The following is a 21,722-nucleotide window of genomic DNA, read 5'->3' as shown; positions in this document are numbered from 1 at the left end:
GCTTCCTCGTACTGAATCTCATCCTTGTCGGTGAGATCCTTGTACTCGGTGGCTCCCGCGCTGATCGTGACCAGAGACATGGCCATGACCAATGCAAGAACCAGGGACAGGAATTTCTTCATTGAACATTCCTCCTTTAAAGATTACGGTCCGTCCGGACATCCCGGCGCGCAGCCCCCTCCAGGATTCGTGTCGGGGCTAGCCGATCCCACATCAAGCCTGGAATTGGTCTCGCGCCAATCCGTCCGCCGTCCGCAAGCCCAATGTAACAGTCCGCAATCTGTTTGTCTATAGCTTTCCGGGAGTTGTAATTTGTTTGATAAACGCTGAGATTTAATCGCTTTTATGTGCAAAATGTTTGTAACAAAGTTTTCCTCCCGGCCTAGGTTTCCCGGCTTCCCCCGCCGCCTCCCCCGGCGGGAACGGCGGTCTCCAGCCCCTCCTCCCGGGGGCTCTTTTCATTATTTAATAGGTATCGCTGCCGGTCCTGCACAATCAGTCCCCCGGCCAGCATCCGCTGGAGCAGCGGGCGGCACTGCCCCACGCCGATGCCCAGCAGCCGGGCCACGTCCTGTCGGTAGGCGAAGCCCTCCCGCTCCAGGTACTCCAGCACGGCGCTCTCCTGCCGCTCCGGCGGCACCACAGCCTCCGGCAGGTAGTACCGGGCCCCCACCTGGGTCAGCTTGCCCCGGCCGGCCATCTGCTTGAGCCGGTTATAGGCCGTGGTGCGGGAGACGTTCAGAAGGTCCATCACCTCGTTGCGGGTGATCCAGCCCTGCCGCCGGACCTGGGAGAGGATGCGCCCCTCCCCGCCGGAGCGCAGGGCGCAGTCCATCCGCAGGTCCCGGAGGGTCAGGTTGTCCAGGCCCGCCCGGATCAGCGCCGCCCGGACCAGCTTGGAAAGACGGGTCCGGTCATAGGGCTGGCCGCTTCTGGGGGCGGTGAGCACGAACCCCTCCCGTCCCTCCGCCTGCCCCAGCTCCTCCAAAGCCCTTCCCGCGCCGCTGGGGAGGGGGACGTCCCGGTCCTCCAGCCGCAGAAGGTCCCCGGCCACCTGCTCCCACCGCAGGGCGACAATCTCCTCCAGCCGCAGCCCCACCTGCCACGTCAGCCACAGGGTTATGCCGGCGGGGCTGGTTCCCTCGGTCCGCAGCAGCTTCCACAGGGCAAACTCGTCGATGGGGACGCGCTCCTCCCGGCGGACCCGGGTGGAGATTTTTTTCTCCTCCAGGTGTCCGGCAAAGTGGACGTTAAGCCCCGCCGCCTCCACGCCGGTAATGCGGGAGACGTACTGCCAGTCGTGTTCCTCCAGCTGGCGCAGCACGAAATCGTGGCGCAGGTCGATGAGCCGGACGGAGGTCTGCCCCTGCCGGTCCAGGGCGCTCCGGGCCAGGCGGGAGATGGACTGGGGCGTCAGGGGCCTGTGGTCCCGGTCGGAGAGGACCACGGCCTCCTGGCTCCGGTCCCGGCTCTCCCGCAGGGTCCAGAGCCAGTCCGCCAGCTCCCGGCAGATGGGCACCTTCCGGTCCGGCAGCGCGATGGCCGCGTCCAGAAAGTCCACCTGCTCCCAGGTCAGGCGCTGAATCTCATCCCGCAGCAGCCCGGCCTGCCAGGCCAGACGCAGCACCGCCCCGGCGGCGTTGCCGGAATTTTCCCGCAGGGCCCGGTCCATGGCCCCCTCGTCCGGGCGGTTGACAACGTACTCCTGCATAGCGTCCCCCTTCCTCCACGTTACAAACATGTGATAAATTCCGCTGATTTTCCTCTCCGCGGCCTCCGCAGATTTTTCCGCATTCTGCGCGGAATCAGGTGATTTCATTCATGCCTCTGTGTTACAATTATGGGCATCAATCTGAATAATTTTGAAAATCCCCGAATCCATTGCGCCGCAACGGTTACAGCGTTTTTTACACTTGCAGGATACGCTAAAAGATAACAAAAATCAATATCTATTCACATATTTTGTCCATCAGTTTCCAAGGATAGACTGAAAAAAACTCGATGGAAGGAGCAGCAATTCTATGACAAAACAGGAGCGCGTCGCCGTGGGTCAGCGCCTGCGCCAGCAGCGGAACCGCCTGGGTCTCACTCGGGAACAGTTCGCGGAGCTGGCGGACATCGGCTCCGGCTACTACGGGCAGATCGAGGTGGGCACCTCTCAGATGTCCATCGACACGCTGATGAAGGTGGCCCGGACCTCCCGTCTGTCCATGGAGTACATTCTCCTTGGCGAAGAGCACGGAGAGGCGGACCTGACCTCTCTCCAGGCTCTTCTGGCCCGCTGCACCCCCCGGGAGCTGCGGCTGGCGGAGAAGGTCCTCCAGCTCTTCCTCCTCCGGGGGGACGTGTAAGGGGCCGCAAGGCGCAAAAAAGGCGGCCCGCCTGCGCGGGCCGCCTTGGCTGGCGTGCGGCTCTTCGTCTGCCGCCAGCCTTACCGTATGAAGTTCATCATGGGTCTCCGGGCCGCCTCCGGGGCGGGGAGCTTTGTCTCCCGAAGGACCCGGACCATCCAGGCCATGTTCCGCCCCAGCCGGGCGGCCACGGCCATCCCCTCCTCATCCCGGGCGGCCTCGCCGGGGTCCGCCCCGTGGACCACGCCCCAGTAGTCCGAGGTCATGAGAATCATCTCCATGGCGTCCATGGTTCCCAAAAGCTGCTGGTAGGTCTCCATACCCCCGCTGCGGCGCAGGGTACACAGGGCCCCGCCCACCTTGTGGCGCAGCTGGTTCGCCCCGCAGCCCGCCGCCAGCATCAGCCGGTCCAGCACGCACTTCATGCCCCCGGCGATGCCGCCGTGGTAGACGGGGGAGGCCAGGAGGAGGCCGTCGGCCTCGATGCAGGCGGCGATGATGTCGTTGACGCCGTCGTCCTTCTGAACGCAGCGGAGGCTTCCAGTGTTCAGGCAGTGATAGCAGGCCGTGCAGGGACGAACCCCTGCGCCGGGCTGAAAGACCTGGAACTCCACGCCGGCGGCTTCGATTTCGCGGCCGGCGGCCTCCAGGCAGAGGGCGGTGTTGCCGTTTTTGCGGGGGCTTCCGTTGATGGCGACGATTTTCATGGGGATACCTCCTTATGTTTTGGCCGCGCGGCTCTTTTGGACATGGAAAAACCAGAACAGCATTCCCTGGGCCAGCAGCGTGGGGACGTCCCGGGTCCGGGCCGCCCGCCAGCCCAGCAGGGCGATCCGGACCAGGAGCGGGAGATCGCCCGCCATGCTCCCCCAGGCGGCGTCTCCATACATTCCCCAAAAGACATCGGGACATGCGCACACCGCCAGCGTCCCCAGGCGGCAACCCATTTTTTCATCATGACAGCGCCTCCTCTCTTCCGATGGAATCATTCTATCGGATTCAAAGCAAAATTGCAAGAATTTCGGAAAACCCCCTTTTTCTTCCGCCGGAAGTGCGTTATAATAGCACCCGTAAAATTGACATCTACGGAGGATGACATTCATGCGGCAAAATGAAATGTTTCTGCTCAAGCTGGGCGAGGTGGTCCTGAAGGGCCAGAACCGCCGCTCCTTCGAGGACCGGCTGGTGGCCAATGTGGCCCGCCGCCTGAAGTCCTGCGGCAGCTTCCAGGTCTACATCCGGCAAAGCACCATCTACGCCGAGCCCACCACGGACCGCTGCGACATGGAGGCGGCCTACGCCGCCGCCCGGCAGGTCTTCGGCGTGGTCAGCGTGGCCCGGGCCGTCCCCTGCGGGAAGACGGTGGAGGCCATTGTGGAAACCGCCAAGGACTATCTGGCGGACGCCTTTGCCTCCGCCGGGAGCTTCAAGGTGGAGAGCAAGCGGGCCGACAAGAGCTATCCCATGAACTCCATTCAACTCTCCCAGGCCGTGGGGGGCGAGCTGGCGGAGGCCTTCCCCCGCGTGGCGGTGGACGTCCACAGCCCGGACCTCACCGTCCACGTGGAGATTCGGGAGAAATACGCCTACGTCCACGCTCCCGCCGTCCCAGGGGCGGGGGGGCTTCCCGTGGGCATGGGGGGACACGCCGTCAGCCTTCTCTCCGGCGGGCTGGACAGTCCCGTGTCCTCCTGGATGATGGCCCGGCGGGGGGTGGAGCTGGAGATGGTCCACTTCGTCTCCCCGCCCTACACCTCCCAGCAGGCCCAGGACAAGGTGCTGGAGCTGGCGAAGCTTCTGACTGCGTACTGCGGCCGCCTCCGGGTCCACATCGTGCCCTTCACGGAGATTCAGGAGGAGATTCGGAAGAATTGCCCGGAGGAGTATTTCACCCTCATCATGCGGCGCTTCATGATGCGCCTGGCCCAGGCCATTGCCCGGCGGGCGGGGGCCAAGGCCCTGATTACCGGGGAGTCCCTGGGGCAGGTGGCCAGCCAGACCATGATGGCGCTGGCGGTCACCGACGGCGTGGCGGAGATGCCGGTTCTCCGGCCCCTCATCGGCATGGACAAGGTGGAGATCATCCGCATGGCCCGGGAGATCGGCACCTACGACACCTCCATTCTGCCCTATGAGGACTGCTGCACCGTCTTCACCCCCCGGCACCCGGCCACAAGGCCCAAGGCGGAGGACGTTCAGGCGGCGGAGGCCAAGCTGGATATCGAGGGCCTGACGGCCCGCTCCCTGGAGGGGGAGGAGTGGGTTTGGGTCAAACCTTGAGCTGATGCTCGCCCTGACGGGCGGGGAGGATGGGCGGACAGCGATGGCTGGTCCAATGCACCCCCCATTTTCTCTTTTTGGTTGCGCCAAAAAGAGAAAACGGGCCGTGCACGGTCCAAAAGAGAAAAAGCGCTTTTTACGGGGGACGAGGGGCGCGCCTGGAGCTTGGAGATCAAGTACGAATATCCCTGCCCGCGGCGTGGTGCGGGCGGGAGTTTTGTCCCTGGCTGAATAGACCCGTTTCTCTTTTTCCTGCCGCGCCCCGGCGCTTCCGCCAAAGCCGCGCCTGCCGCTTTCTCTTTCCGTATCCACCGCATGAGCGGAAGCGAAAAGAGAAGGAAGTCGATTCGGCGCCCGCCAAACCCCCCGCCCGCACCGAGCCGCGGGCAGAGACATGCGTACCTGAGAATCCGCCCTAGGCGCGTCCCCCGTCCCCCGTTTGAAAACGTCTTTTTCTCTTTTGGACCGTGCACGGCCCATTTTCTCTTTTTCTGCGTATCAGAAAAAGAGAAAATGGGGGGTGCATTGGACCAGCCATCTTTATGGCTGAAATCCTCCCCGCCCGCAAGGGCGAGTACAAACTCCCCCTTCGGGGGAAAAGGAGCCCACCATGTCTCACACCGCCGAACTCATCGCCGTAGGCACCGAACTCCTCCTTGGCAACATTGCCAACACCAACGCCCAGACCCTGAGCCAGAGCCTCTCTGCCCTGGGCGTCAACGTCTTCTGGCACACCGTCGTGGGCGACAACCCCGACCGCCTTCAGGAGGCTCTGGCCATCGCCCGCCGCCGGGCGGACATCCTCATCACCACAGGCGGCCTGGGCCCTACCTACGACGACCTCACCAAGCAGACCATCTGCCAGGCCTTCGGAAAGCCCCTGGTCCTCCACCCCGACATCCTGGAGGATATCCGGACCTTTTACGAGTCCGCCCTCCATGTCCCCATGCCGGAGAACAACACCCAGCAGGCGGAGCTGCCCGAGGACTGCGTGATTTTCGACAACCCCGTGGGCACCGCCCCCGGCTGCGCCTTCGAGGCGGACGGCGTCCACGTCCTCATGCTCCCGGGACCCCCTCACGAGATGGAGACCATGCTCCGCCGCCACGTGGAACCCTACCTGCGGAAACTCTCCCACGAGGTCATCATCTCTCAGGATATCATGACCTTCGGCATGGGGGAGAGCTCCGTGGACCAGCTGCTCCACGACAAGATGGCCCATATGACCAACCCCACCCTGGCCACCTACGCCAAGCCCTGCGAGGTCCGCCTCCGGGCCACCGCCAAGGCCGCCACGGAGGACGAGGCCCGCGCCATGCTGGTCCCCGTCTGGGAGATGGTCTGTGAAACCCTGGGCGACGTGGTTTACGGCGCGGACATCGCGGACCTGGCGGAGTGCTGCCACGCCCAGCTCCTCCGCCGGAACATGACCCTGGCCACCGCCGAGAGCTGCACCGGCGGATTGGTGGCCGAAAAACTCACGGCCATCCCCGGGGCCTCCGCCGTCTACCGGGGCGGCGTGGTGAGCTACTGGACCAGCGTCAAGGCGGAGGTGCTCCACGTCCCCCAGGACATCCTGGATACATACGGCCCCGTTTCAGAGGCGTGCGCCCGGGCCATGGCGGAGGGCGTCCGGCGCGTCACCGGGGCGGACCTGGGGGTCTCCGTCACCGGGGCTGCGGGACCGGACCCGGACGAGCGAAACGTTCCCGTGGGTATCCTGTACGTGGGCCTGTCCACCCCGGACGGGACCTTCTGCCGCTCTCTGGACCTGGGACGGCGGCGGCGGGACCGCATTCAGGGCCTGGCGGCCAACCATGCCTTTGACGTGGTGCGGCGCTACCTCCAGGGACTGCCGGTGGAGACCATCTGACTCCGCCTCAGGTTTCCCTTGCCTTTTCCCCGGAAAGCTGGTATACTAGTCCTTTAAAGCCCACGCGGGCCCACGCGCCGGACCCGGCGCGAATCTGACACAAAAAGGACAAACCTCATGAAAATGATTTTTCTCGTCGACGGCGACAACAACATCGGCACCGGGCTGAAGGGCGTGGACATGCTCTCCAACCAGGATACCGTACTGATTTTTTACCAGAAGGAGAAGGGCCTGCCTCTGACCAAGCTCCAGAAGCTCTGCGCCGGAACGGCGGCGGACGTGCAGTATATCGAGAGCGTCCGGGGCGGCAAGAATTCCATTGACTTTCAGATCATCACGGAGCTGGGCGTCCTGGTGGGCCGGCGGGAGGCGGATTTCGCCTACGTCATCAGCCAGGACAAGGGCTACGCCGCCTCCATCGGCGCCCTGCGGGCCCGGTATGCCAGCGCCTTTCAGGAGGTTGCCCTCCGCCCCTCCATTGAAAGCTGCCTCGCCCTGCCCTTCGTCCTCCGGGCGGCGGACCGGGAGGAGCTCTGCAACGCCCTGGTGAAGGAATACGGCTCCGCCCAGGGCTGCGCGCTGTACAACCACCTCAAACGCCTGTTTCAAGCCGGGGAACCGGAGATGGAAAAGGCGGTGAAGGTCTCCCGTCCCCGCCGGGGCGGCCGCCGGAAAAAGCCCGCCGCCCAGAAGAAGTTCGAGGAATAATCCGGAGCCTTCCGGCATATTTTGTTGCAAGCATTCGCCGTCTCCCCTTGAAACGCCGCCTGTTCAGGCGGCGTTTTGGTTCTCCAACATCCCTGAAAGCTCGACAGCATTCGACAGGATTCGATAAATTCCTTGTGTTTTCTCCGGCTTTTTGTTATGATATTTCCGGGGGAGGCAGTCTTTTCCTTGGCTTAGACCGTCCCCCCTTGCAAATGATAACCCAGACGCTTCCAGAGGAGGACCCCCTCTCCGGGAGTTTCGCCGGAAAGGAGACAGCCTCATGGACCTTGACCTCTCTCTGCTGCCCCACACCGCCTCTCAGCTGCGGGGCGCGCTGAGCAACCTGTACTTCGCCGCCGCGCGGCTGGCCACCCCCGCCGCCCGGGAGCAGGACTCCGCCCTGGACGCCAAGGCCGCCCTGGTGGACCAGAGCTATTACCGCATCGTCCGCCTGGTGAACAACCTCTCCGCCACGTGCTATCTCAGCGGAGAGCCCCTGCCCCTGCGGGACCGGGACATTGTGGAATTCACGGCGGAACTGTTCGCCCAGGCCGCCTCCCTGGCCCCTCTGCGGGGGCTGGACACCCGCCTCGTCTGCGCGGCGGACCGGCACGTCTGCGCCTTCTGCCCCGACGCGCTGGAGCAGCTTTTGTACCAGCTGCTGTCCAACGCCTTCAAATTCACGCCCACCGGCGGCCTGATCACCGTGGAGCTGAAACTGGCCGGAAACCGCGTGTTTCTCTCCGTGTCGGACACCGGACCCGGCATCCCCCCGGAGCGGCTGGAGACCCTGTTCGATAGCTATCACGGGGCCGGAACTCCCGCCCCGCCCCCCCAGGGCCTGGGTCTGGGCCTGGCCCTGTGCCAGGGCATTGCCCAGGGCCATGGCGGCGTGATCACGGCCCAGTCCAGCCCCGGGAAGGGGAGCCGCTTTACCTTCGCCATGCCGGACCGCCTCAGCGAGTCCACGTTCTCCGACGTTCCCTTTGACTACACCGGGGGCTTCAACCGCACCCTTATGGCCCTGGCGGACGCCATGCCGCCGGAGGCGTTTACAATCCGCAGCCACTGAGCGCGCCGCCGGACCCTCGTTTCTTACGGAAACCGGCAGCGTCTTACAGGGGAGGAACCGCTTTGCAGAACCGTTATCAAAATTTATTCCCGGCCACACTGGCCTTCTCCGCGGGGCTGATGCTCCTGGGATTTACGCTGGAGGCCCCCATGGACATTCTGGAGGGGCTGTACCACATCGTCACCATGCAGGACCTGCTGATTACGGACTATGTGTCCATCGGCGGCCCCGGCGCGGCCCTGGTAAACGCGGGGCTTGTGACCATGTTCTCCATCTGCCTCATCAAGCTCTCCGGCGACCCCTTCAACGGCTTTACCATTGTGGAGATGGGTCTGATGGCGGGTTTCTCCCTCTTCGGCAAAAACCTCATCAACGTCTGGCCCATTATCCTGGGCACCTGGCTCTACGCCCGCTATCAAAAAGAGCCCTTTTCCAAGCACGCCTCCGTGGCTTTGCTGGCCACGTCCCTAGCCCCTCTGGTCAGCTATATGTCTCTTGGCAGCATTCACGCCAACATTTTCCTGGGCATTGCCACAGGCGTTGTCATCGGCTTTCTCCTGCCCTCCCTGTCCTCCTATACTTACAAAATTCAAAACGGCATGAACCTTTATAACATGGGGTTCGCCTGCGGCCTCTTCGCCATGATGGTGGTGCCGGTGCTGACGGCCTTCGGCGACAGTCCGGACTCCGCCCTCTACTGGGCCACGGGGTATAATACCGGCTTTATCGCCGTATTGGGGCTTTTGTGCGCGTCGCTGATCCTGCTGGGCTTTTTCGCCACCGGCGTGCCCGCCTGGTCCGTCTGGGCGGGATACCGCCGCCTGCTCTCCACCTCCGGCCGGGCCCCCAGCGACTACCTCCGCATGTTCGGCTATGGGCCCGTCATGGTCAACATCGGCGTCAACGGCCTTCTGGGCGTGGCCTATGTGCTCTTGGTGGGGGGCGACCTCAACGGCCCTACTCTGGGCGGCATCTTCACCATCATGGGCTTCTCCGCCTTCGGCAAGCACGCGGGGAACATCACCCCGGTCATGCTGGGGGTGTTCATCGGGGCCTATGGGATGCACCACACGCCGGATTATCCCTCTCTCCAGCTGGCGGGCCTCTTCGGCACCACGCTGGCCCCCATCTCCGGGCACTTCGGCTGGCCCTACGGCATTCTGGCCGGGTTCATCCACGCCTCGCTGGTCCTCCAGACCGGCGGGCCGGTGGCGGGACTGAATCTCTATAACAACGGTTTTTCCGGCGGCCTCATCGCCATCGTCCTCTATCCCACTATCACCGCCATCGCCCGGAAGCGCCGCCCCACCCTCCAGAACGAGGACTACTATGACCAGTTCGAGGAGAGCGCCCCCATCGACACCTCCAACCTGGCAAAAACCCACGGCGAGGCGGCCCCCGACGAGCCGCCGGAAAATGACTGAACCTTCGCCCCGCCGCCCGCCGGAACATTCTCCGGCGGGCTTTTCTCATCCCCGGTTTAAAATCTGGAAAATTTGTCCATCCTATGGACAAAGGTCCCAGGGACCGGGAAGGGAATGGACGACATATGAAAACCAAGCAAGCGGGGAAACTGAAATTCGCGGAGATTATACTGCTGCTGTTCCTGGCGGCCTTTCTGGCCTCCGGCGCCATGGCCCTCCAGACGGGGCAGGCCCTGTCGGACAAGGTGGTCCGGCTCCACGTGCTGGCCAACTCCGACTCGGAGGAGGACCAGGCCCTGAAGCTGAAGGTCCGGGACCGGCTTCTCGCCTACGCCGAACCCATTTTGGAGGGCGCGGCGGACCGCCGGGAGGCGGAGGCCCTCCTCCGGGGCCGGCTGCTGGAGCTGGAGGACATCGCCGCCCAGGAGATTCGGGCAAACGGATATGACTACGCCGTCTCCGTCCGTCTGGAGGACACGGCCTTCCCCACCCGGGAGTACGAGGGCTTCACTCTCCCCGCCGGGAGGTATCTGGCTCTGCGGGCCGTCATCGGCGCGGGGGAGGGGCGGAACTGGTGGTGCGTGGTGTTCCCTCCTCTGTGCGCGGCGGCCTCTGCGGAGGTGCCCGCCGCCGCCTTGGCTGCAGGGATGTCCCCGTCTCAAGTGGGTCTTATTACGGAGGAGAATCACAGCTATGTGCTGAAAAGCAAGCTGGTGGAGTTCTGGCAGCAGCTGGAGCAGGAATTCACCTGAGCGCACGAAAAGGGCGGACCTGTGGGTCCGCCCCAGCGTGTCAAAAAACGCAGAAGATTGGCGCAACGGGAAGGAAGAGAGTTACGAGAGGAACCCAGGAGGGGTTCCTTTCGTTTTCAATCAGAAGTTTTTCAAAACTTTTTTAACGTTTTGAAAAACTTGCGCAGGCTGGCGAAAATACGTTTTCGACAGCCTGCGGGCGTCCCGTATGGGACGCCCTTTTTCATGTCTCCAAAGCCCGCTCCGCCATCCGCTTCCGGTCCACGCAGAAATAGCTGAACGCCCCCGTGGCCAGCAGAGCCCCGGCCCCGTCGGTGATCTCCACATCCACCAGCACCGTGGTGCGTCCCCGGTGCCGGACCCGGCCCACGGCCCGGATGGTCCCATGGGCCCGGTTATCCAGGAAGTGCAGGTCCCCGTGCTGCGTGACATAATGCCGCCCGTCGCTGTGGGCCGCCCCGCCGGCGGCGTCGTCCGCCAGGGTGTACAGCGCGCCGCCGTGGACCATGCCGAAGGGATTCCGGCTCTCCGGGCGAATCTCCAGGCAGTACGCCACGCAGTCCGGCTCCGCCGATTCCAGACGGATGAAATTATGGGCCGTGAAGGCGTTGGCCCCCAATTGCAGCGTCTTCAGCCGGAGCGTTTCCATGTCTTCCATAAGACCCCTCCTGATTCAGTGGTGCAAAGCAGCGTTAGTATACCATAGGCCCGGCCGCATTTCAACTTTTTTGCAAAGGGGCTTGACAAACGGAGCGGGCTGTGTATAATGAACATATGAACACTCGTTCAATTGTTCAACTGAAAGGAGGCGTCCGTATGGAGGACCGCTACAATGTGGAGTGCTGTGATTTCATCCACGCCCACGAGGAGCTGGTGGAAAAAGTCCGGCGGGACCTGCCGGGGGAGGATACGCTCTATGATCTGACGGAGCTGTTCCGCATCTTCGGGGACTCCACCCGGGTCCGCATCCTCTATGTGCTCTTCGAGGCGGAGATGTGCGTGTGCGACATCGCGGCGCTTCTGGGCATGACCCAGTCCGCCATCTCCCACCAGCTCCGGGCGCTGAAAAACGTCCGGCTGGTGAAGGCCCGGCGGGAGGGCAAGACCGTGTTCTACTCCCTGGCGGACGACCATGTGAAGACCATCATCAACCAGGGGCTGGAGCACGTGCGGGAGTGATTTTGTTTTCCCATTCAGCAGAATCTCACATAAACACATATCAGGAGGAATTCACTATGAAAAAGCGTTACAAGCTCACCGATCTGGACTGCGCCAACTGCGCCGCGAAGATGGAAGAGGCCATCAAGAAAATCGACGGCGTGAACGACGCCACCGTCAGCTTCATGGCTCAAAAGATGACGGTGGACGCCGATGACAGCCGGTTTGATGAGATTATGAAGGAGATTGTGGCCGTCTGCAAGAAGGTGGAGCCGGATTGTGTGATTAACCTGTAAGGGGGCTTGCCCTGACGGGCGGGGGGATTCAGCTATGAAGATAGCTGGTCCTTTGCACCCCCCATTTTCTCTTTTTGGTTGCGCCAAAAAGAGAAAACGGGCCGTGCACGGTCCAAAAGAGAAAAGGCGCTTTTACGGGGGACGAAGGGCGCGCCTGGGGACTGGTTTTCAGGTACGCATGTCTCTGCCCGCGGCCCGGTGCGGGCGGGGGTTTTGGCGGGCGTCGAATCGGCGTGCTCCTCTTTCCGCTGCCGCTGCCCTGGCGGTTTTTGGCGGCTGGGATGCCGGATGGTTCCTGCCTTGGCAGACGGACGGCAGCCTGCCACCTGTCCCCCGGGGCCGCCTTTCTATCGGTAGATCACCTTGCAGGGGCGGCAATCTGTTGCCCGGTCTCCGGGTTCTCCTTTCTGCCATCCAACGCAAAAAAAGAGCAGGCTCCTGGCCTAACGAACCACAAGAGCCTGCTAAACACACCAGAGGGGCGGTTTGTCGGAACCTTCCGTCTGATTGCCTCCAGTATAGCAGACCTTAAAGAGAAATGCAAGACACAGAACGCAAACTTTTAAGGAGGCGTTTGATATGAAAAACCTCACCCGCAAACAGCGGAAAACGCTTTATAGAATCCTTCTGGCGGCGGTTTTGCTCATCGCTGTAAAACTGCTGCCCGCAGAGGACACGCCGGTCCTTTGGCTCTTGTATCTGATTCCTTACGCCGTCATCGGCTGGGACGTTCTCTGGAAGGCCGTCCGCAATATCCTCAACGGTCAGGTCTTCGATGAGAACTTTCTCATGGCCCTGGCTACCGTGGGGGCCTTCGCCACCGGGGAGTACGCCGAGGCCGTCTTCGTCATGCTCTTTTACCAGACCGGCGAGCTCTTTCAGGATTACGCCGTGGGCAAGTCCCGCCAGTCCATCGCCGCCCTCATGGACATCCGCCCCGACGTGGCCAACCTGGAGGGGGAGGACGGCTCTTTGGAGGAGGTGGACCCCGAGGACGTGGAGGTTGGCTCCGTCGTGGTGGTCCGCCCCGGCGAGCGGGTTCCCCTGGACGGCGAGGTGCTGGAGGGCGTCTCCGCCCTGGACACCGCCGCCCTCACCGGCGAGTCCGTCCCCCGGGACGTGGGACCGGGAGACGCCGTTATCAGCGGCTGCGTGAACCAGTCCGGCTTACTGCGGATCAGAGTCACCAAGCCCTGTGAGGAATCCACCGTCTCCAAAATCCTGGACCTGGTGGAGAACGCCGGAGAGAAGAAGGCCGCCAGCGAGAATTTCATCACCCGCTTCGCCCGGTACTACACCCCCTGCGTCGTCCTTGCCGCCCTGGCGCTGTTCCTTCTGCCCGCCGCCGCTCTGGCCCTGATTCCGCCCGCCGCTCAGCCCGCCTTCCTGGCGGGCACCCACTGGACCGGCTGGCTTCACCGGGCCCTGATCTTTCTGGTCATCTCCTGCCCCTGCGCCCTGGTCATCTCCGTGCCCCTGAGCTTCTTCGGCGGCATCGGCGGGGCCAGCAAGTGCGGCATTCTGGTGAAGGGCAGCAACTATCTGGAAACCCTGGCCCGAACGGAGACCGTAGTCTTCGACAAGACGGGCACCCTGACCCAGGGCAGCTTCACCGTCACCGCCCTGCACCCGGCGGAGGGCTTCACCGAAACCGCCCTGCTGGAGGCCGCCGCCCTGGCGGAGAGCTGGTCCAGCCATCCCATTTCCGTCTCCCTCCGCAAGGCCTGGGGCAAAGAGATCGACCCCGGCCGGGTGACGGACGTGGAGGAGATCGCCGGCCACGGCGTCACCGCCAGGGTGGACGGCAGGGCCGTCTCCGCCGGCAACAGCCGCCTCATGGAACGGGCGGGTGTCCAGTGGGCGTCCTGCAACCTGCCGGGAACCATCGTCCACGTGACGGTGGAGGGGCGCTACGCCGGACACATCCTCATCTCCGACCTGCCCAAGCCCGAGGCCAAAACCCTGGTGGAGGGCCTGAAGGCGGCGGGCGTGAAAAAGACCGTCATGCTCACCGGCGACACGGAGGCTACCGCCAAGGCCGTGGCCCGGGACCTGGGAATCGACGAGTACCACGCCCAGCTGCTCCCGGCGGACAAGGTGGAACGGGTAGAGTCCCTACTGGCGAAGAAGTCCCCCGGCGCGGCCCTGGCCTTTGTGGGGGACGGCATCAACGACGCGCCGGTCCTCACCCGGGCAGACATCGGCATCGCCATGGGGGCCCTGGGCTCCGACGCCGCCATTGAGGCCGCCGACGTGGTGCTGATGGACGACAACCCGGCGAAGATTGCCGCCGCCATGCGCATCTCCCGGAAGACCCTGCGGATTGTAAAGCAGAACATCTGGTTCGCCCTGGGGGTCAAAGGGGCGGTGCTGCTGCTGGGCGCCTTCGGCGTGGCCACCATGTGGGAGGCGGTGTTCGCCGACGTAGGCGTTGCGTTTATCGCCATTTTAAACGCCATGCGGTGTTTGCAGGTGGATGAATTTAAAAAGTGAACCCACGCGGGCCGGACGGAGAAATCCGTCCGGCCCGTGTCATTAGTCCGGCTCAATTCCGATCAACACAATCGGAACCGACGGGTTGGAGCGTCCTTCACGGACAATATTCGTCAACTCGTTCTCATACCAAGCCACCCCGCTTGACATTTGAGACATCAGACTGTGCATAGGAATGATTTCAATGCCAACGTCAATATCGCCCCGCTCATAGAAGAAAGTATGTTTCACATGCAGATCATATTGTACGGAAAAATATTTCCCGAACTGTACCTCAACCGCAACACGATTTTTGACAAAATCCACCTGATTATAGGTGCCAAAAGCCTGAAAGCCCCGGTGTAAGATCGCCTGCCTCTGTGCTTCTTTGTCCCGCATGTCCACAGTTTCCCGGGTTGTCTGCAAGTCCTCATTGACAAAGTAGGGCGTCCTCATTTCACGCCAGCCATTCGGGGACAGTTCCATTTTAAAAAGGCGGTTCAGCGCGGAGGGAGAATACAATCTTCTCCCCACCATCGTTTTCTCCTTACTGATCTTATCAAACGCCTTTTCAGCGTCAACCCTCCAAACCGCGCTTCGCACCTCGTCCCATAAAGCCGATTGGTGCACCAGGAGAAATTCCAATCCGTTCAAGTGACTGTATACCTGTCCAATTTTCATTTTGCCTGCCTCCACTCCTCCGGTATCTGCGCCACCTTATCCGTCGGCTTCGGTACCCATATCTTTTGATAAATCGGCCGGGTAGTCAACGTTCCTTCCGCCAGCTTTTGAATTCGGTCCATTCCAATCCGGACATAGGAGGGTTCCAACTCCGTACCATAGGCCCGGCGTTCATTTTTCAGCGCAGCAATCAGAGAAGAAGCAACTCCGGCAAACGGATCGTAGACAATCTCATTCCGGTTTGTCAACGCAAGGATGCATCGCTCTGCCAGCTCCACAGGAAATTGGCAAGGATGCTCCACCTTCTCTGGATGGTTATTTTTGACGTTAGGAATTTCCCATATCTGCGCGTCCCAGTCGTCAACCAGGCGCTCCACCGTCATCTCCCAGACATCTTCCGGGTTCTTCCCTTTGGGATTGCCACTAATTTGTCCCCTTTTTTCCCCTTTGAAATACCTCTTTCCAGGATATTTCGCAGGAATCCGGACATCATCTAAATTGAAGGTATAGTTGTCTGACTTCGTAAACCAAAGAATGGTCTCATAGCGGCCGCTGAACCGCTTCGAGCAATGCAGGCCATGCCCGAAGTGCCAAATTATCCGGTTGCGCAAATGGAGACCCAATTGCTTAAAATGCGGATAAAAATAGATATCAAGCGGATAGATTTCACCGCTGTCAACAAAATTTCCGGTCTGCCAGCAGATGCTTCCATCAGTGGAAAGAACACGGGCAAATTCCTCCAGCATAGGCGACAAACCGGCAACATACTCGTCAATGCTCCGCCGGGTTTCATACTCTTTTCCGATATTGTAAGGAGGTGAGGTAATGATTAACTTTATAGAATCAGCAGGCAACGACCGGCTGAATTCCAGTGCGTCTTTGCATACATACTGGTAATCCAAAGGTCCCAATGCAACTCCCCCCTATTTCTCCTGAAAATACCGCCGCGCCGTCTCCGCGTCGGCGGCGATCTGGGCCCGGAGGGCCTCCAGGGAGTCGAACCGAATCTCGTCCCGCAGATGCCCGTAAAACTCCACCCGCAGGGTCTGCCCGTACAAATCCCCCTGGAAGTCCAGAAGGCACGCCTCCACCGTCACGTCGGTCCCGCTGTTCACCGTGGGCCGGGTGCCCACGTTGGTGACGGCGGGACAGCTGGTTCCATCCTCGAAATAGACCCGGGTCACATAGACCCCGTGGCTGGGGACCAGCACACGGCCCGGCACCGGCAGATTCGCCGTGGGGAACAGCCGGGACGAGCCCAGACCCCGCCCGTGGCGAACCGTCCCCGTCAGGGTGTGGGGATGGCCCAGGAAGCGGTTCGCCCGCTCCACCTGCCCCAGCTCAATGAGGCGGCGGATGTAGGTGGAGCTGACGGTGACGCCGCCGATCTCCACCTTTGGGATGATGTCGCACCCAAGGCCCAGCTCTTCGCACTTCGCCGCCAGCCGCTCCGGCGTGCCCTGGTTCTTGTGGCCAAAGCGGTGGTCGTGGCCCGCCACCAAATGGACGGCGTGCCAGCGGCCCACCAGCAGCGTTTCCACAAAGTCCTCCCAGCTGGTGGTCATCATCTCCCGGTCGAAGGGGGCGATGATCACGTCCCGGATGCCGTACAGCCTCCGGACCAGATCCCGCCGGTCCTCCGGCGAGTTGATGAGGGGACAGGGAACCCCTGTGACCACCTCCTTCGGCGGGCGGTCGAAGGTGAAGACGGCGGGGGTGCAGCCCCGCCGGGCCGCCTCCTCCGCTGTCCGGCGGAGCAGGGCGGCGTGGCCCAGGTGGACCCCGTCGAAGAAGCCCAGGGCAATGACACGTTCTTTCATACTACGCTCCAAAGAAGTTCTTGATGGACGTCAGGGTCCCCCCCGCCGCCTGGGAGAGACAGAGGAATTCCCCCTCCTGTCCGTAGAGCCGGTAAGTACCATCCTCCGTTCCCGGCAGGGTGATGGGGTTTCCGCAGCGGACCCGCTTCTCCTGCCCCGGAGACCGGACGGTCCGGGCAGGGTATTGGACGAACAGGCCGTCCAGGGGGCGGAGCAGCGCCTCCCCCCGCTCCTGAACGTCCTGGATGGTGACGGCGTCCGCCAGGGTGAAGCCCGCTGCCATGGTCCGCCGGAGGCTGTACAGCGCCCCGCCGCAGCCCAGAGCCTGTCCCAGATCGTGGCAGAGGGTGCGGATGTAGGTGCCCTTGGAGCAGAGGCAGCGCAGTCGGTAGTCCGTCTCGCTCTCCGCCCCCAGAAGCTCCAGCTCGTGGATGGTCACCGGGCGGGGCTTCCGCTCCACCTCCTGGCCCTTCCGGGCCAGCTCATAGAGCTTCTTTCCCTGTATTTTCACAGCGGAGTACATGGGGGGAATCTGCCGGATGTCCCCCCGGAAGGCCCCCAGGGCCGCCTCCAGCTCCGCCGGGCCCGCGGGGACCGGGCGGGTCTCCAGAACCGTTCCGGTGACGTCCTGGGTGTCCGTAACCAGGCCCAGACGGAGGCCCGCCAGATACTCCTTCCGCCCGTTCTCCGCGAACTCCACGGCCCGGGTGGCCCGGCCCACGAAGACCGGCAGCACTCCCGTGGCCATGGGGTCCAGGGTTCCGCCGTGGCCCACCCGCTTCTCGCGGAGGATGCCCCGCACCTTGGCGCAGACATCCATGGAGGTCCACCCGGCGGGCTTGTCGATGATGAGGATGCCGTTGGGCATGGAAACCGCCCTCCTGATTTTAAAGAGTGAAGTCCGGGGCCACCTGAGCGATGGCCTCCAGCATCCGCCGCTTCGCCTCCTCGAAGGAGGCCTCCACGGTGCATCCGGCGGCGGCGGCGTGGCCCCCGCCCCCCAGAAGGGCGCAAACCTCCGTGGCGTTGACCCGGGGACCGGTGCGGAGGGAGAATTTCCAGACGTCCGGCCGAAGCTCCCGCATGGTGACGGCGCAGTCCACCCCCTGAATCTGCCCCCCCAGGGCGGAGAGGTCCTCCGCGTCGGTTTCGGAGGCTCCCACGGACGCCAGCAGGGACAGGGGAACGAAGAGGAACGCCGTCCGCTCCCGGTCGTAGCATTCCATACCGTTCAGCATGGCGGCCTCCAGCTGGAGACGCCTGCGGCTCTTGGTGCGGAAAAAGGTCTTGTTCACCGCCTGAACGTCAATGCCGGTTCGCAGCAGGGCGGCGGCCACGGCGTGGGTATGGGCGGTGGTGTTGTTGTAGGCAAAGCAGCCGCAGTCCGTGGAAACCGCCACATAGAGGGGCAGGGCCATCTCCGCCGTAATAGGGCCCAGGGCGGCCAGAATGTCGTAGACGATCTCCCCGGTGGCGGCGGCGGAGGGGCGCGCCAGATTCTCCCGGCCAAAGCCCTCAAAGGACGGGTGGTGGTCAATGGCCAGGTCCACCCGGTCCGCGTAGGCTGCCGCGTTCTCCGGGAACAGCTTCACCGCAGCGATGTCCACGGAGACCACCTTCTCCGGCCGGAAGCCCTCCGGCGCGGCGTAGGGGAGGAAGTAGGGGGCGATGGTCTCCGTCAGCTCCGGATTGGGGAGGAGGTACGCCGTCTTGCCCAGGGCCCGCAGTCCTGCGCACAGCGCGGCGGCGGAACCCACGGTGTCCCCGTCGGGGCGGAGGTGGGTGAGAAGGAGAAGATGGTCAAAGGACCGCAGCCGCTCCGCGGCCTCGCGGACGGTCAGCGCGGTCATTCCTCCACCTCGGGCTTGGGGCCCCGGGCGGCGTCCTTCTCCTCCTCCTTGCGCAGAAGCTCCAGAATGTGGGCCCCGTGCTCGATGGAGTCGTCCCCGGTGAACTGGAGCTCCGGCGTATAACGGAGCTGGAGGGCGTGCCCCAGCTCCCGCCGGAGGAAGCCGGAGGCGGACTTCAGGCCCTTCAGCACGTCCTTCTCCTGGTCCTTGTTCAGCACGCTGACGTAGACCCGGGCATAGCGCAGGTCGTTGGTGGTGTCCACCCGGGTGATGGAAACCATGCCGGTGCCGGAGACCCGGGGGTCCTTCAAGCTGCGGATCTGGGCCGCCAGCTCCCGCTGAATCTCATCGTTGATCCGGTTGATTCGGTTTGAAGCCATAGGTATTCTCCTTTTCAAATAAAGGCGGCGGTGATCCCGCCGCCTTTATTGTGTGCCTTACTGAGGAATTTCCTCCATGGTATAGCCTTCCACGATATCGCCTTCTTTGATATCGTTGAACTTCTCAATGGTCAAGCCGCACTCGTAGCCGCTGGCGACCTCCTTGGCGGCGTCCTTGAAGCGCTGGAGGGAGCCCAGCACACCCTCGTGGATGACGATGCCGTCCCGCACCAGACGGACGGAGCAGTTCCGGACGATCTTGCCGTCCTGGACGTAGCAGCCCGCCACGGTGCCCACGCCGGAGACCTTGTAGGTCTGCCGCACCTCCGCGTGACCCAGCAGAGCCTCCCGGTACTTGGGGGCCAGCATGCCCTTCATGGCGGCGGTGATCTCGTCGATGCAGTCGTAGATGACCCGGTACATCCGCATATCCACATTCTGCCGCGCCGCGCCGTCCCGGGCGGCGGCGTCGGGCCGGACGTTGAAGCCCACGATAATGGCGTTGGAGGAGGAGGCAAGCATCACGTCGGACTCGTTCACCGCGCCCACGCCGCCGTGGATGACCCGGACGTTGACCTCGTCGTTGCTGAGCTTTTCCAAAGACGCCTTCACCGCCTCCACGCTGCCCTGGACGTCGGCCTTGACAATGAGGGCCAGCTCCTTCCGCTCGCCGGCCTGAATCTGGTCAAACAGATTCTCCAGGCTGACCTTCTGCACCGGCGCGGCGGCCTTGGCCCGCTCCTCCGCCTTGCGCTGCTCCACCAGCTCTCTTGCCATCCGCTCGTCGCTGACGGCGAAGAAGGAGGACCCGGCGGTGGGCGCCTCGCTGAGGCCCGCGATCTCCACGGGGACGGAGGGTCCCGCCTCCGTGAGGCGGCCGCCCTTGTAGTCCAGCATGGTCCGGACCCGGCCCACGGCGGTGCCCGCGATGATGACGTCTCCCTGCCGCAGGGTGCCGTTTTGCACCAGGAGGGTGGCCACGGGGCCCCGGCCCTTGTCCAGGCGGGCCTCGATGACGGTGCCGGAGGCGGCCCGGTTGGGGTTGGCCTTCAGCTCCGCCATCTCGGCGGTGAGGGTCACCATCTCCAGGAGGTTGTCAATGCCGATGTTCTTCTTGGCCGAGACCTTGCAGCAGATGGTCTCGCCGCCCCAGTCCTCGGGAACAAGGCCGTGCTCCGTCAGCTGCTGCATGACCTTGTCGGGGTTGGCGTTCTCCTTGTCGATCTTGTTGACGGCCACCACAATGGGGATGTTGGCGGCCTTGGCGTGGCTGATGGACTCAACGGTCTGGGGCATGATGCCGTCGTCCGCCGCCACCATCAAAATGGCGATGTCCGTCACCATGGCGCCCCGGGCGCGCATGGAGGTAAAGGCCTCGTGGCCGGGGGTGTCCAGGAAGGTGATGGGCTTGCCGTTCACCTGGACCTGATAGGCGCCGATGTGCTGGGTGATGCCGCCGGCCTCGCCGGAGGCCACGGATGTGTTCCGGATGGTGTCCAGCAGAGAGGTCTTGCCGTGGTCCACGTGGCCCATGACCACGACCACCGGGGCCCGGGGAACCAGGTCCTCCGCCTTGTCCTCGGAGACGTCGATGAGCTTTTCCTCAATGGTGACGACGACTTCCCGCTCCACCTTGCAGCCCATCTCCTCGGCGATGAAGGAGGCGGTGTCAAAGTCGATCATCTGGGGCAGGGAGGCCATGATGCCGTTTTTCATCAGGGCCTTGACCACCTCCGCGCCGGTCTTCTTCATTCGGCTGGCCAGCTCGCCCACGGAAATCTCGTCGGGAATCTGGACCTTGACGGGGGCCTTCTTGGCGATCTCCAGCTGGAGGCGGCGCATGCGCTCCTGCTCATCCTGCCGCCGCTTGTTGGAGAAGGCGGGACCGCCCCGGCGCTGCTGGCCGCCCCGAACCTTTTCCCGGCCGGAGCGCTGCTGGCGCTGCATCCGCTCGCCCTGCTGGCCGCCCAGGGTCTCCAGCCGCTCGTCGTACTTGGCGAGGTTCACGTCGCCGCCCTTCCGGGTGTCCACGATCTTCTTCTGGGGAACCCGGCTGGCAGGCTTCTGCACAACCGGCTGGGCCGCAGCCGGCTGCTGGCCGGGCGCGCCCTGCTGGCCGGAGGCCGCCTGCTGATTGGGGGACTGCTGGGAGGCGGCGGGCTGCCGCTGGGGCTGTTGGGTCCGCTGGGGCTGCTGCGGGGCGGCTGGCTTGCCGCCCGCCTTCTGGGGAGCGGGCTTCTGCTCCGCCGGGGCGGGTTTGGCCTCCTGATAGGTCTCGCTGAAAATGACCTGGATGTCCGAGACAGGATGGTCCTGGGTCAGCCGGTCAAAGATGATGGAGAGCTCCCGGTCCGTCAGCACCTGCATATGGTTCTTCGGCGCGGACGCGTACTTGGTCAGAATCTCCGTAATGGTCTTGGTGGGAAGGCCGAAGTCCTTCGCCACCTCATGGACTCTGTATTTTTCAATTGCCAATCGAAACACCTCGTTCTGTTCCCCTCCGGAAGCCCGTTTGAAAACCGGCGGACCGCCGCCGGCTTTCAGACGGACTCAGGAGCGGAGAAATTTTATGATAGAAGGGGCCGGGGCCCCTGTGCGCGGCGGC

At 63.3% G+C, this 21,722-nt stretch carries 21 protein-coding genes; 10 read left to right on the top strand and 11 right to left on the bottom strand.

The window, feature by feature from the left end:
• Nucleotides 1-382: 382 nt before the first annotated feature.
• Entirely contained in the window at nt 383-1,711 is a 1,329-nt protein-coding gene (locus tag QZ329_RS07665; RefSeq protein ID WP_295750611.1) for a tyrosine-type recombinase/integrase, read from the bottom strand.
• 310 nt (nt 1,712-2,021) lie between these two features.
• On the opposite strand from QZ329_RS07665, the gene QZ329_RS07660 reads away from it, so the two are divergent.
• Nucleotides 2,022-2,351: a helix-turn-helix transcriptional regulator gene (locus QZ329_RS07660; protein ID WP_295750609.1), complete on the top strand. Its 330-nt coding sequence runs from the start codon at nt 2,022-2,024 to the stop codon at nt 2,349-2,351.
• Between the two features lie 80 nt (nt 2,352-2,431).
• Here QZ329_RS07660 and QZ329_RS07655 read toward each other — a convergent pair whose 3' ends face one another.
• Together QZ329_RS07655 and QZ329_RS07650 are read right to left on the bottom strand one after the other, a co-directional pair.
• Nucleotides 2,432-3,058, bottom strand: a complete 627-nt coding sequence (locus QZ329_RS07655) for a flavodoxin family protein (RefSeq protein ID WP_295750606.1) — start codon at nt 3,056-3,058, stop codon at nt 2,432-2,434.
• A 12-nt stretch (nt 3,059-3,070) separates the two neighbouring features.
• The gene (locus QZ329_RS07650) at nt 3,071-3,214 is read right to left on the bottom strand and encodes a hypothetical protein (protein ID WP_295750603.1); all 144 of its coding nucleotides are present in this window, start codon (nt 3,212-3,214) and stop codon (nt 3,071-3,073) included.
• A 238-nt stretch (nt 3,215-3,452) separates the two neighbouring features.
• On the opposite strand from QZ329_RS07650, the gene thiI reads away from it, so the two are divergent.
• The 6 genes from thiI (at nt 3,453) to spoIIR (ending at nt 10,460) form a co-directional block, all read left to right on the top strand.
• Nucleotides 3,453-4,631: a tRNA uracil 4-sulfurtransferase ThiI gene (gene thiI / locus QZ329_RS07645; RefSeq protein WP_295750600.1), complete on the top strand. Its 1,179-nt coding sequence runs from the start codon at nt 3,453-3,455 to the stop codon at nt 4,629-4,631.
• 610 nt (nt 4,632-5,241) lie between these two features.
• On the top strand, nt 5,242-6,504 hold the full coding sequence (locus QZ329_RS07640; RefSeq protein ID WP_295750598.1) for a competence/damage-inducible protein A: 1,263 nt from the start codon (nt 5,242-5,244) through the stop codon (nt 6,502-6,504).
• Nucleotides 6,505-6,621: 117 nt separating this feature from the next.
• On the top strand, nt 6,622-7,212 hold the full coding sequence (locus tag QZ329_RS07635; protein ID WP_295750596.1) for a PIN domain-containing protein: 591 nt from the start codon (nt 6,622-6,624) through the stop codon (nt 7,210-7,212).
• Between the two features lie 280 nt (nt 7,213-7,492).
• Nucleotides 7,493-8,284: a sensor histidine kinase gene (locus QZ329_RS07630; RefSeq protein ID WP_295750594.1), complete on the top strand. Its 792-nt coding sequence runs from the start codon at nt 7,493-7,495 to the stop codon at nt 8,282-8,284.
• Nucleotides 8,285-8,346: 62 nt separating this feature from the next.
• Nucleotides 8,347-9,708 carry a DUF1576 domain-containing protein gene (locus tag QZ329_RS07625; RefSeq protein WP_295750592.1) on the top strand — a complete coding sequence of 454 codons (1,362 nt, stop codon included), beginning with the start codon at nt 8,347-8,349 and terminating at the stop codon, nt 9,706-9,708.
• A 125-nt stretch (nt 9,709-9,833) separates the two neighbouring features.
• On the top strand, nt 9,834-10,460 hold the full coding sequence (gene spoIIR, locus QZ329_RS07620) for a stage II sporulation protein R (RefSeq protein WP_295750589.1): 627 nt from the start codon (nt 9,834-9,836) through the stop codon (nt 10,458-10,460).
• A gap of 223 nt (nt 10,461-10,683) precedes the next feature.
• Here the strand turns inward: spoIIR and QZ329_RS07615 are convergent, their stop codons facing one another.
• Entirely contained in the window at nt 10,684-11,118 is a 435-nt protein-coding gene (locus QZ329_RS07615) for a PaaI family thioesterase (RefSeq protein ID WP_295750585.1), read from the bottom strand.
• A gap of 158 nt (nt 11,119-11,276) precedes the next feature.
• Here QZ329_RS07615 and QZ329_RS07610 point away from each other — a divergent pair, with 158 nt between their 5' ends.
• The 3 genes from QZ329_RS07610 (at nt 11,277) to QZ329_RS07600 (ending at nt 14,407) form a co-directional block, all read left to right on the top strand.
• On the top strand, nt 11,277-11,639 hold the full coding sequence (locus tag QZ329_RS07610) for a metalloregulator ArsR/SmtB family transcription factor (protein WP_295750583.1): 363 nt from the start codon (nt 11,277-11,279) through the stop codon (nt 11,637-11,639).
• Nucleotides 11,640-11,695: 56 nt separating this feature from the next.
• Nucleotides 11,696-11,914, top strand: a complete 219-nt coding sequence (locus tag QZ329_RS07605; protein WP_295750581.1) for a cation transporter — start codon at nt 11,696-11,698, stop codon at nt 11,912-11,914.
• A 579-nt stretch (nt 11,915-12,493) separates the two neighbouring features.
• Nucleotides 12,494-14,407, top strand: a complete 1,914-nt coding sequence (locus QZ329_RS07600) for a heavy metal translocating P-type ATPase (RefSeq protein ID WP_295750578.1) — start codon at nt 12,494-12,496, stop codon at nt 14,405-14,407.
• A gap of 42 nt (nt 14,408-14,449) precedes the next feature.
• Here the strand turns inward: QZ329_RS07600 and QZ329_RS07595 are convergent, their stop codons facing one another.
• The 7 genes from QZ329_RS07595 to infB are packed head-to-tail and all read right to left on the bottom strand — an operon-like array spanning nt 14,450 to nt 21,592.
• On the bottom strand, nt 14,450-15,067 hold the full coding sequence (locus tag QZ329_RS07595; protein ID WP_295750575.1) for a BglII/BstYI family type II restriction endonuclease: 618 nt from the start codon (nt 15,065-15,067) through the stop codon (nt 14,450-14,452).
• The gene (locus QZ329_RS07590; protein ID WP_295750570.1) at nt 15,064-15,969 is read right to left on the bottom strand and encodes a site-specific DNA-methyltransferase; all 906 of its coding nucleotides are present in this window, start codon (nt 15,967-15,969) and stop codon (nt 15,064-15,066) included. The genes QZ329_RS07595 and QZ329_RS07590 overlap by 4 nt, the downstream gene beginning before the upstream one ends.
• Before the next feature lie 21 nt (nt 15,970-15,990).
• On the bottom strand, nt 15,991-16,887 hold the full coding sequence (gene ribF / locus QZ329_RS07585) for a riboflavin biosynthesis protein RibF (RefSeq protein WP_295750567.1): 897 nt from the start codon (nt 16,885-16,887) through the stop codon (nt 15,991-15,993).
• Nucleotide 16,888: 1 nt separating this feature from the next.
• On the bottom strand, nt 16,889-17,755 hold the full coding sequence (truB, locus tag QZ329_RS07580; protein ID WP_295750563.1) for a tRNA pseudouridine(55) synthase TruB: 867 nt from the start codon (nt 17,753-17,755) through the stop codon (nt 16,889-16,891).
• Between the two features lie 19 nt (nt 17,756-17,774).
• Nucleotides 17,775-18,737 (bottom strand): DHH family phosphoesterase, encoded by a 963-nt coding sequence (locus QZ329_RS07575; protein WP_295750559.1) that lies wholly within the window; start codon nt 18,735-18,737, stop codon nt 17,775-17,777.
• Entirely contained in the window at nt 18,734-19,117 is a 384-nt protein-coding gene (gene rbfA / locus QZ329_RS07570) for a 30S ribosome-binding factor RbfA (protein WP_295750555.1), read from the bottom strand. Before rbfA ends, QZ329_RS07575 begins: the two co-directional genes overlap by 4 nt.
• Nucleotides 19,118-19,174: 57 nt before the next feature.
• Nucleotides 19,175-21,592, bottom strand: coding sequence for a translation initiation factor IF-2 (infB, locus tag QZ329_RS07565; protein WP_295750552.1), 2,418 nt, complete (start codon nt 21,590-21,592; stop codon nt 19,175-19,177).
• Nucleotides 21,593-21,722 lie beyond the last annotated feature (130 nt).

It is taken from the genome of uncultured Oscillibacter sp., assembly GCF_910579365.1.
In the GTDB taxonomy this organism is placed as follows: Bacteria; Bacillota; Clostridia; order Oscillospirales; family Oscillospiraceae; genus Oscillibacter.
This window is presented reverse-complemented; position numbering and strand designations above follow the sequence as displayed.